A 10,288-nucleotide genomic window follows, 5' to 3' on the forward strand; every position below is an offset into this window, starting at 1 on the left:
TGGCGGCCATGACCGAACCGATGGGCAGCCACGACGTGGTGGCGTTCCACCTGCTCTCCGAGCAGGTCGCCCGGCACGTGAAGGTGGCGCAGTCGGGCCAGGGCGCCGACGAGGTGTTCGCCGGCTACGGCTACCACCACCGGCTCGCCGACGCGGCGCGGGAGAACGCCGCGGCCGAGTTCACCGCCGCGTTCTTCGACCGCGATCACGCCGAGCTGAACCGGGTGGTCGACCCCGCGTACACCTGTGAGCGCGACGCCAGCGGCGAGCTGGTCGCCGCGGACCTGGCCGCGCCCGGCGCGCAGACCGCCGTGGACGCGGTGCTGCGCCTGGACACGCACCTGATGCTGCCCGACGACCCGGTCAAACGCGTCGACAGCATGAGCATGGCCTGGGGACTGGAGGTGCGCACGCCCTTCCTCGACCAGGACCTGGTGGCGCTCGCCGCGGCCTGCCCGCCCGAGCACAAGCTGGCCCAGGGCGGCAAGGGCGTGCTCAAGGAGGTGGCCCGGGAAGTGCTGCCGGCCGAGGTCATCGACCGGCCCAAGGGCTACTTCCCGGTGCCGGCGCTGCGCAACGTCGACGGGCCCGTGCGAGAGTTGGTGGTCGAGGCGCTCAGCGCGCCCGAGGCACGCCGGCGCGGGTTGTTCCGCCGGGAGTACGTCGACGAGCTGCTGGCCGAGCCGGACCGGGCGCAGGCCGCCGCCGGCAGCAACAAGCTGTGGCAACTGGGCCTGCTGGAGTTGTGGCTGCAGTCGCACGGCGTGAGCTGAAGGGCCGCCCGGCCCGGGGCGGCGAGAGGAGCATGGTGAAGTTCGTCATCGAGAGCGAAGCCGACGGCACCGTGGGGTTCACCGTGGTCGGCGGCGACGGTCGGGTGCTCGCCACCGGGCAGCCCTGCCCGGACAAGGGCGCGGCGCTGGCCGCGGTGGGTGAGCTGATGCACGGGCTGGGTGAAGCCTGCATCGAGGACCGGACGGGGGCGACCGCCGGGCCGGTGGCCGGCACCCGGACCGAGATCGGCGACGACATGTCGGACATCGGCCGCTCCGGCATCCCGCCGGTCTGAGGCTGCCCCTCCGTGGCTGGAACCCGCCCGGCCGGCCGGGCGGGTTCGTGCGCTCACTGCTCGTCGTCGAGCACGTCCGTGTGGCCGTCGCGGGTGACGGTGGGCGGGAGGTGCTCGTCCGGCTGGGGCGCCTCGGCCAGCGTGTGGTGCGGGTCGCCGTCGGGCGAGAACAGCACCCGATCGGTCTTGCGGGTCTTCTCCTGCTCCTCCTCCGGCTCAGTCACCGCGTTCTCCCTCCGCTCACCGGCGCCCCGGGCAGGCCACCTCGCCCCACGCTATGCGCCGGACGGGTCCCGGGAGCGGGTTTCCGCCCGACGGCCGCCCCGCACCCGGCCCTGGTCGTCCCGACATGTCGACCCCCTCGCCGTCACGTACGGTAGTGCCAAAGCTGAGCCCGCATGGTTGACCTCGGGCCACTTTGCTCTGCAGCCATCGACGCGACGGTGACTCACGGCTACCACCGCGTATGAGGCTGCAGAGCAAAGTCGGCGGAGAGGCAACAGCATCGTCAGCGACCAGTTGAGCATTTTGGCTGCTCAGACGCAGCGTGCGCGGAAAGGCGGTGCATTCGCCCCAGAAACCGCCCATCACTGAATGTGACGATGCGCTGCATCGGGATCGGGGTGACGGACAGTCACCACCTGGCCTGGGCTCGGGTCGCCGAAGGGGCCGATCAGGGCGGCCACGGTGGCGTGCCGCGCGGCCGGATCGGCGCGGGTGGCCCGGGCGACGACCGCGCGTTCCGCGGTGGTGCCGCGCCAGCCGGACAGGCCGTCGAGCGGGTGGCGAAGCGTGCGACCGAGCGCGTGGGCCGTGAGGCGGTCGTCGACGGTCGCGCCGAGGGTCAGCTCCTCCGGCGGCAGGTAGCGGCGGGACCCGGGCAGCCGGCCGGAGTCGAGCACGAGCGGTCCCCGCCGGTACTCGTCCAGGTCGATCAGCCACATGCGGCGGGCATCGAAGTCGTATAGGCCGGAGTCAGTCCACCACCTCGATGACGTCGCCCGGCGCGCGGCGGGGCGCCGGCGGCAGCTCGGCCTCCGGGCCCCAGCCGACGCGTACGATCAGGTACGGGCTGCCGATGCCGGCGAGCAGGTCACGCATCATCCGGCGCGGCCAGGCCAGCTCGACGGCGTCGCTGAGCGGCGCGCTGGCCAGCCCTTCGGCGGTGGCGGTGAGCAGCAGCGCCGACAGCGCCTCGCCGCCGCGCAGCCAGGCGGCCGGCTCGTCGTCCTCACCGAACAGGATCAGGTACGCCGCGCCGCGGTCGAAGTCCGTGCCCGCGCTGAGGCCGGCCGCCCCGCCGGGCGCGTAGTCGCGCAGCGGCACCCGCCGTGGGGAGGGCCGCACGGCGGTGGCTGCGGGCACGCCGTCGCCGCTGCCCGCCGGCCGGTTGGTCCACCGGTTCAGCTCCTCCCGGTACGCGGGGTCGGCCAGCTCCGCCTCGGCGGCGCGGCCGGTGGACACGGCGAGCATCGGCATCTGGTCCGGCCGGACCACGTGCAGGTGGGCGCCCTCTGCCTCGACGGCGTCCCCGAGCCGGGCCAGCACCGCCTCCGGCACCGGCCGGTCGCCGTACGCCCGCCGGTCGGTGCGGCGGCGCGGGATCGCGTCGACCAGCCGGCCCGCCGGCACGTCCAGGTCGATCGGGCCGGTCGTGCGGATCCGGGCCAGCAACGACGGGTCGGACGGGTCGGGCAGCCGCTCGACCACCGCCGCCCAGCCGAACGCCGCCAGCGACACGCGCGCGTGGTGCAGGGCGGCGCCGCAGCTCAGCATCAGCAACCGGCCGTCCGGGTCGGTGTGCGTGAGCTGCCGATCCGGGTCGCCGCGCAGCTCCAGCGCGTCGGCGGTGATCCGCCAGCGCCAGGGCTGGGTGTTGAACACCGACGGGGCGTGCAGGGACTGCCGGGCGGCCGCCTCCAGCACCCGTACCCTCGGGTCCTGGCCGGTGCGGGTCGGTGTGCTGTTCATGGCGGCCCTCCTGGTTGCTCGTCCCCTTCCGACCCTGCCCGCCGCCGTCGCGGCCGGACAGGGCCGGAGGTCCCGGCCGCACCGGGCCGTGCGCCCCGGCGCGGCGTCAGGCGGCGTCCGCCTCCGGGGGTACGGCCAGCGCGATCGTGAGGTCGAGGACGGCGGCGGGGTCGAGCAGCCGGTCGCCGAACAGCTCACGGAGCTTGCCCATCCGGTAGCGGACGGTCTGCGGATGCACGAACAGGTCGGCGGCCACGTCGTCGCGGCGTCCCTGGTGCAGCAGCCACGACCGCAGCGTCTCGGCCAGCCGGTGCGCGGTGGCCGGGGGCAGCGCGGCCAGCGGCGCGAGGGCCTGCGCGCGCAGGTCGGCCAGGGCCTCCGGGTCCATGCTGAGCAGCAGCGTGGCCAGGTGACGCTCGGTGTCGACCGGTCCGGCGTCCGGCTCGCCGAGGCCGAGCGCGAGCGCCCGGGTGGCCCGCTGGTACGACGCGGCGACCCGGTGCCAGGGGCGGGCCGGGCCGAGCACCGCCCGGTGCCCGTGCAGCAGCCGGGTGAGCTGGCGGCGCCGGCCGCCGTGCATGTCCGGCACCAGCAGTACGGCCAGTTCCTCGACCGGGTTCATGCCGGGCAGGTCCTCGCCGCTCTCCAGCGTGTGCGGGCTGAGCAGCGCCAGAACGGCGCGCAGGTGCCGGCGGGGCAGCAGCACCACCGTCAGCGTCTGCGGCGGCGGCCAGTCGGCGCGCTCCGCGCTGCGCCGCAGCGACTCCTCCGGCTCACCGGCCAGCAGTTGCTGGGTGAGCCGTTCCAGGCTGCGGCGGCGCATCCGGCCGGCGCTGGCCAGTTCGTCGGCGTGCCCGGCCACGCTCGCCGCGGACAGCTCGTCGATGTACGCGAACATCAGCTCGGCGAACTCGGCCACCGTCTCGGCGGCGAGCCCGCTGCGCACCGTCGTGGTGGACACCTCACGCCAGGCCACCCGGGCGCCCACCCGGTACGCGGCCAGCAGCGCGTCCATGCTGCGCCCCGAGCGGGCCTCACCGCTGCCCAGCGCGTACGCGGCCTCCAGCGCCGGGGCCAGGGGAGTGCTCGGGTCGAACGCCTGGGTACCCTCGATGAGCTGGAGGAACGTGCCGAGCGCGATGCGTACCGCGTTTTCGATCTTCGCCCGCATGGCGCCGGTGAGCGCGCCGGAGTAGTCCGGCACCTCGGCGGTGATCGCGGAGACGGTCCGTTCGGCGACCATCGGCAGCCGGTCGCGCAGCGTCGCGGCCATGCCGGCCTCGAGGTTGAGGTGCGCGGCGCGCTGCCCAGTGCCGGCCTCCAACGTCATGTTGTTCCCTCCGAACAAAAACCCGCGACCTTTTCACCTTTGCTGGTCAAGATGTTATGCGATCGGGCGGTCACGCTGGTCATATGACCACAACTGCCTCCCGCCGCCCTCAGAAGGTCACCTTCCGGAACAGGCTGCTGCGGCTGGCCGGAGCGGTCACCACGCCGGTGCTGCCCGACGACTACCTCGACCTGATCGCGCCGCTGCGCGCCGGCGCCCCGCTGCGCGGCCGGATCGTCGCCGTCCGCCCGGAGACCCGGGACGCGGCCACGCTGGTGATCCAGCCCGGCCGCGCCTGGCAGGGGCACCTGCCCGGGCAGTACATCCGCCTCGGCGTCGACGTCGACGGCGTGCGCCAGTGGCGCGCGTACTCGGTCACCTCCGCGCCGGACGCCGCCGACGGCCGGATCAGCGTCACCGTGAAGGCCATCCCCGACGGCAAGGTCAGCAACCACCTCGTACGCCGGCTCCGGCCCGGCACGCTGATCCACCTCGACCAGGCCCAGGGGGACTTCGTGCTCCCGAGCGCGACGCCCGAGCGGGTCCTGTTCCTCACCGCCGGCAGCGGCATCACCCCGGTCATGGGGATGCTGCGCTCCGGGCTGGCCGACCGGGCCGACGTGGTGCTCGTGCACTCCGCGCCCACCCGCGACGACGTCATCTTCGGTACGGAACTGCGCGCGCTCGCCGACCGCGGCGCGCTGCGGCTGGTCGAGCGGCACACCGACACCGACGGCCTGCTCGACGTCGCCGAACTCGCCGCCCTGGTGCCCGACCACCTCGACCGCGAGGCGTGGGCCTGCGGCCCGATCGGCATGCTCGACGCGGTCGAGGGGTACTGGTCCTCGAACGGCCTCGTCGAACGGTTGCACACCGAGCGGTTCCGCCCGACGGTGATCACGCCGGGCGAGGGAGGCACGGTGACCTTCACCGGAGCAGGGGTGACCGTCGAGTCCGACGGCGCCACCACCCTGCTCGACGCGGGGGAGAACGCCGGAGTGCTGATGCCTTCCGGGTGCCGGATGGGCATCTGCTTCGGCTGCGTCGTACCGCTGCGCCAGGGCGCCGTCCGTGACCTGCGCAACGGCGACGTCACCACTGCCGTACCGGGGGACGGCGTGCTCGTCCAGACGTGCGTGTCGGCCGCCGCCGGTACCTGCGACATCGATCTCTGACAGGAGCCACCCACGTGACCGTCATCCAGAAGAAGGCCGTCAACCCGATCGCCCACCTGAGCGCCGAGGACATCGAGATCATCGGCAAGGAGTTGGACGCGATCCGGGACCGGGTCCTCGCCGACCGGGGGGAGCGGGACGCCCGCTACATCCGCAAGGTGGTCAAGACCCAGCGGACACTGGAGATGAGTAGTCGCGCGGTGCTGTTGTTCTCGCTGTTCCCGCCGGCCTGGATCGTCGGCACGGCCGGCCTCACGGTCGCCAAGATCCTGGAGAACATGGAGATCGGGCACAACGTCCTGCACGGCCAGTGGGACTGGATGCGCGACCCGAAGATCCACTCCACCACCTGGGAGTGGGACCACGTCTCCCCGGCCGACCAGTGGAAGCAGTCGCACAACGAGCTGCACCACCGCTACACCAACGTCGTCGGCAAGGACAACGACCTCGGGTACGGCATCATGCGCGTCGACGAGGACCAGCCGTGGCACCCGATGCACCTCGGCCAGCCGCTCTGGAACCTGATCAACGCCATGTTCTTCGAGTACGGCATCGCCGCGTACGACATGGAACTCGGCGACCACCTCAAGCAGCGCAAGCTCAAGGACCCGAAGTTCCGCGCCAAGGCCCGGGCCGTCGGCCGCAAGATCCGCCGCCAGGTGCTCAAGGACTACGTGGTGCACCCGCTGCTGTCCGGCCCGTCGTTCCTGACCACGCTCGCCGCCACGTTCACCGCGAACCTGCTGCGCAACGTGTGGAGCCACTCGGTGATCATGTGCGGGCACTTCCCGAACGGCGTGGAGACGTTCGAGAAGACCTCCATCGAGGGCGAGACGCGCGGCGAGTGGTACCTGCGCCAGATGCTCGGCTCGGCCAACATCAGCGGCAGCCGGCTGCTGCACATCATGACCGGCAACCTGTCGTACCAGATCGAGCACCACCTCTTCCCCGACCTGCCCAGCAACCGCTACCAGGAGATCGCGCCGCAGGTACGCGCGCTGTTCGACAGGTACGGCCTGCACTACACCACCGGCCCGCTGCCCAAGCAGGTCGCCTCCGCGTGGTGGAAGGTCATCCGCCTGTCGCTGCCCAACCGCAACGACAGCCGGCAGCCGGTCGCCCCGGCCCCGCTGGTCTCCTCCGGCACGGCCTGACCGGGGCCGTTCGGTGCACGGCCGGTGAACTTCCACCGGCCGGCACCCGACCAGCCGCTGCACAGTCGGTATCCGCGCAGCTCAGAGCGGTCTTCGTGGCCGTCCTGACAGCCCCGCGTCCCCGTACACTCGCGCCCGTTGCGGGCGTACGGGGGAAGGGGTGGAACGCCGATGCGGCGCGTGGTCATGCTCGTCGACAACGCGGTCGAGGGTGACTCGCGGGTACAGAAGACGGCCCGCTCGGCCGCCGACGCCGGCTGGGACGTCACGCTGATCGGCTGCGCCCACGTCGACGCCGAACGCCGCTGGCGGCTCGGCGACGCCGAGGTACGCGTCCTGCCGCTCGCCGCCGTTGCCGCCTCGGGCCGTGACGCTGGTTCACGCGACGGCTCCGGGCTGCGTGGCGTGTCCGGGCTGCGCAGCGTTTCCGGGCTGCGGGCTCGGCTGGTGGCCCGGGGCGGACTGCCGTTGCGCGCGGCGCGGCTGGCCCGCCGGCCCGTCGAGCACGCCGAGGTCCGTTTCTGGCGGGCCCGGCTGCGCGACGGGGCCTGGCGGCGGCTGGAGCCGGGCCTCTGGGACTACGAACGGGTCGCCGGACCGGTCGTCGACGACCTGCGCCCCGACCTGATCCACGCGCACGACTTCCGGATGCTCGGCGTCGCCGCCCGCGCCGTGGACCGCGCCCGCGCCGCCGGACGTGACGTCAAGCTGATCTGGGACGCGCACGAGTGGCTGCCCGGGGCGCGGCCGCGTCGGGACAACGCCCGCTGGCTGCCCGCCCACCTCGGTTACGTCCGCGAGTACGTCGGTCACGCCGACGCGGTCGTCACCGTCTCCGACACCCTTGCCGACCTGCTGGTACGCGACCACGCCCTGCCCGAACGCCCGACCGTGATCCTCAACGCCCCGATCGCCGCCACCACGGAGACATCCGCTCCCGATCTGCGGAAGCGCTGCGGTCTGCCACCGGACACGCCGCTGCTGGTCTACAGCGGGGCGATGGCCGTGCAGCGCGGCGTGGACACGGTGGTCGAGGCGTTGCCGCTGCTGCCCGGCGTACACCTGGCGCTTGTCGTCGCCGACCCGGCTGCCGCCTACGTCCGCCAGGTCGTCGCCCGTGCGGCCCGGCACGGGGTGGGGGACCGGGTGCACGTGCTGCCGTACGTGCCGCACCGCCAGCTCGTCGCGTTCCTCGCCACCGCCGACATCGGGCTGATCCCGTTGCACCACTGGCCCAACCACGAGATCGCGCTGATCACCAAGTTCTTCGAGTACGCGCACGCGCGGCTGCCGATCGTGGTCAGCGACGTCCGCACCATGGCCGAGACGGTCCGGGCCACCGGGCAGGGCGAGGTGTTCCGTGCCCGCGACGCCGCCGACCTGGCCCATGCCGTGCGGGCGGTGCTCGCGGATCCGGCCCGTTACCGCGCCGCGTACGAGGGTGAGGACTCCCCGCTCCCGGGGTGGACGTGGGAGGCGCAGGCCGAACGCCTCGACGCCCTCTACCGCCGCCTGCTCACCCCCATTCGCTGACGCCCACCGCCCACCGCCCGCCCGGGTGGAACACCATGGGTGTCTCCGGCCCGTTTTGACACCCATGGCGTTCCACCCGCACCCCGGGGGCGGCATGGTCAACTCCAGCTCGGCGAAGTGGCGGGATCCGAGGGGCGCCGACCCCGCCATTTCGGGGGAGTGGTGTTGATCATGCGAGGGCGGGCGGGCGCGAGGGCGGGGATGCCCCGGAAAAGGGGTGGGCGGGACAGGGGCGGCCGGGCTAGCGTCGGTGTATGCAGAGCAGGCGCAGTCTTACCGCCGCGGCCGCGCGAGCTTCCCGCTCGCCGGTTGCCGCCGCCTGACCTGCCCCACACCCACGCCGGCGACCGGAAACGGTCCGCCGGCGTCGTCGTGTCGACGCCGTGAAACGCGCGGCGGGCCGTCCGGTCACCCGTACCCGGAAGGCACCCGCCATGACACCCGACGACATCACCCGGACGTTCCTGGACCACTACCACCGGCACGACCATCAGCGTGCGCCGGAGAGCTCACTCGTTCCGCCGCCCGGTGACCCGGTGCTGTTCACCACCTCCGGCATGCACCCGCTCACGCCGTACCTGCTGGGGCGCCCGCACCCGGGCGGGCGGCGACTGGCGAACGTGCAGCGGTGCCTGCGCACCACGGACCTGGACGAGGTCGGCGACGACACGCACCTGACCGTGTTCCAGATGCTCGGCTCCTGGTCGCTCGGCGACTACGACATCGCGACCAGCCTGCGCTGGGGCTTCGACCTGCTCACCGACGGGTTCGGCATCCCGGTGGAGAGGCTGCACGCCACGGTCTTCGGCGGCGGCAACGGTGAAGGGCCGGACGACACCGCGCGGGACACCTGGACCGGGCTCGGCGTGCCGGTGGAGCCGCTGGGCGAGGACAACTGGTGGTCCAACGGCCCGACCGGCCCCTGCGGACCGGACTCGGAGATCTTCGTGTGGACCGGCGACGGCCCGCCCACCGGCACGCCCAGCAGCGACGCGCGGTGGGTGGAGGTGTGGAACCACGTGCAGATGCGCTACCACCGGCACCCCGACGGGCGGCTCACGCCGCTGCCGCACTCCAGCATCGACACCGGCATGGGCCTGGAACGGCTGGAGATGGTGTTGCGCGGCGACCGGTCCGTGTTCACCGGCGACGGGCTGCGCCGGTGGGTGGACGCGGTAGGCAACTGGGGCCTGCGCGACGAGGACCTGCGCGTGGTCTCCGACCACCTGCGGTCCGCGGTGGTCGTGCTCGGTGACGGGGTACGCCCCGGCAACACCGGCCGCGGGTACGTGCTGCGGCGGCTGCTGCGCCGCGCGCTCACCGTGCTGTGGCGCGACGACCCGGCGCGCACCCTCGACGGGCTGCCGCCCGAGCTGTACGCGGACACGCTGCGCCGCTTCCGTCAGCTGCCCGATCCGGGCACGCCGCCCGGCGAGCGACCGGTCGACGTCGGCTCGCTGCACGCCACGCTGGTGGACGAGGAGCGCCGCTTCCGCGGGCTGCTGCGACGCGGACGGCCGCTCGTGGACCGGGTACGGGAGCGTGGCCCGCTGACCGAGCGCGACTACCACTGGCTGCACGACACCCACGGGCTGCCCCGCGACCTGGTCGACGGCCTGCTCGCCGAGACGAGCTGAGCAGCGGCCGGGGGAGCGGGCCGGGCGGGCACCAGCCGGGGAGCAGCAGCCGGCTCAGCGGTGGCCGCCCGGTCGGGCCGGTGCCAGACTCGGAGGCGGACGCCACGCGAGGGAAGCGGACGCCGCCGTGAGGAGAGGGCTGCCGATGACCGAGGTACGGCCGGACGAGGAGACGGTGCCGCTGCTCGGCGCCGAGGTGCGCATCGCCGACGCGGCGGGGCTGCTCGCCGCCGCCGTCGACGGGCCGGTGGAGCTGCTGGTCGACGGCGACTTCCCGGCCCCGGTGCGGGAGGTGCTCTGCACCGTGCGCGCCGACACCGCGGACGGGCAGCCGGCGCACCGCTTCGAGGCGTACCTGCGGGTGGAGAGCAGCCCGGCGGGCCTGCTCGCTCTCGGTCTGGCCGGGCCGGTCGGCGTGC

Annotated in this window: 10 protein-coding genes and 1 pseudogene; 7 read left to right on the forward strand and 4 right to left on the reverse strand. The window is 73.6% G+C overall.

Annotated features, from left to right (window positions below):
• A partial coding sequence (locus tag KBX39_RS12035; protein ID WP_247660111.1) for an asparagine synthase-related protein occupies positions 1-773 on the forward strand: 773 nt, incomplete at its 5' end.
• A gap of 32 nt (positions 774-805) precedes the next feature.
• The gene (locus KBX39_RS12040; RefSeq protein WP_222948895.1) at positions 806-1,069 is read left to right on the forward strand and encodes a hypothetical protein; all 264 of its coding nucleotides are present in this window, start codon (positions 806-808) and stop codon (positions 1,067-1,069) included.
• 53 nt (positions 1,070-1,122) lie between these two features.
• Here the strand turns inward: KBX39_RS12040 and KBX39_RS12045 are convergent, their stop codons facing one another.
• The 4 genes from KBX39_RS12045 to KBX39_RS12060 form a co-directional block, all read right to left on the reverse strand.
• Positions 1,123-1,293: a hypothetical protein gene (locus KBX39_RS12045; RefSeq protein WP_013285860.1), complete on the reverse strand. Its 171-nt coding sequence runs from the start codon at positions 1,291-1,293 to the stop codon at positions 1,123-1,125.
• Between the two features lie 363 nt (positions 1,294-1,656).
• Entirely contained in the window at positions 1,657-2,013 is a 357-nt protein-coding gene (locus tag KBX39_RS12050) for a hypothetical protein (protein WP_247660112.1), read from the reverse strand.
• A 31-nt stretch (positions 2,014-2,044) separates the two neighbouring features.
• The gene (locus tag KBX39_RS12055) at positions 2,045-3,040 is read right to left on the reverse strand and encodes a nitroreductase (protein WP_069090147.1); all 996 of its coding nucleotides are present in this window, start codon (positions 3,038-3,040) and stop codon (positions 2,045-2,047) included.
• Between the two features lie 106 nt (positions 3,041-3,146).
• Complete coding sequence (locus KBX39_RS12060) at positions 3,147-4,370, reverse strand: CdaR family transcriptional regulator (RefSeq protein WP_210870487.1); 1,224 nt, start codon at positions 4,368-4,370, stop codon at positions 3,147-3,149.
• 83 nt (positions 4,371-4,453) lie between these two features.
• On the opposite strand from KBX39_RS12060, the gene KBX39_RS12065 reads away from it, so the two are divergent.
• The 5 genes and pseudogenes from KBX39_RS12065 to KBX39_RS12085 form a co-directional block, all read left to right on the forward strand.
• Entirely contained in the window at positions 4,454-5,545 is a 1,092-nt protein-coding gene (locus tag KBX39_RS12065; protein WP_210870490.1) for a ferredoxin reductase, read from the forward strand.
• A gap of 14 nt (positions 5,546-5,559) precedes the next feature.
• On the forward strand, positions 5,560-6,699 hold the full coding sequence (locus KBX39_RS12070) for an acyl-CoA desaturase (protein WP_043324718.1): 1,140 nt from the start codon (positions 5,560-5,562) through the stop codon (positions 6,697-6,699).
• A 186-nt stretch (positions 6,700-6,885) separates the two neighbouring features.
• Complete coding sequence (locus tag KBX39_RS12075; protein ID WP_247660113.1) at positions 6,886-8,232, forward strand: glycosyltransferase family 4 protein; 1,347 nt, start codon at positions 6,886-6,888, stop codon at positions 8,230-8,232.
• Positions 8,233-8,666: 434 nt separating this feature from the next.
• Positions 8,667-9,869 (forward strand): alanine--tRNA ligase-related protein, encoded by a 1,203-nt coding sequence (locus KBX39_RS12080; protein WP_210870493.1) that lies wholly within the window; start codon positions 8,667-8,669, stop codon positions 9,867-9,869.
• A gap of 145 nt (positions 9,870-10,014) precedes the next feature.
• A pseudogene (locus tag KBX39_RS12085) lies at positions 10,015-10,288 on the forward strand (ATP-binding protein); the annotation flags it as partial.

The sequence above is a fragment of the Micromonospora sp. D75 genome (genome assembly GCF_018070405.1).
Taxonomy (GTDB): Bacteria; Actinomycetota; Actinomycetes; order Mycobacteriales; family Micromonosporaceae; genus Micromonospora; species Micromonospora chalcea.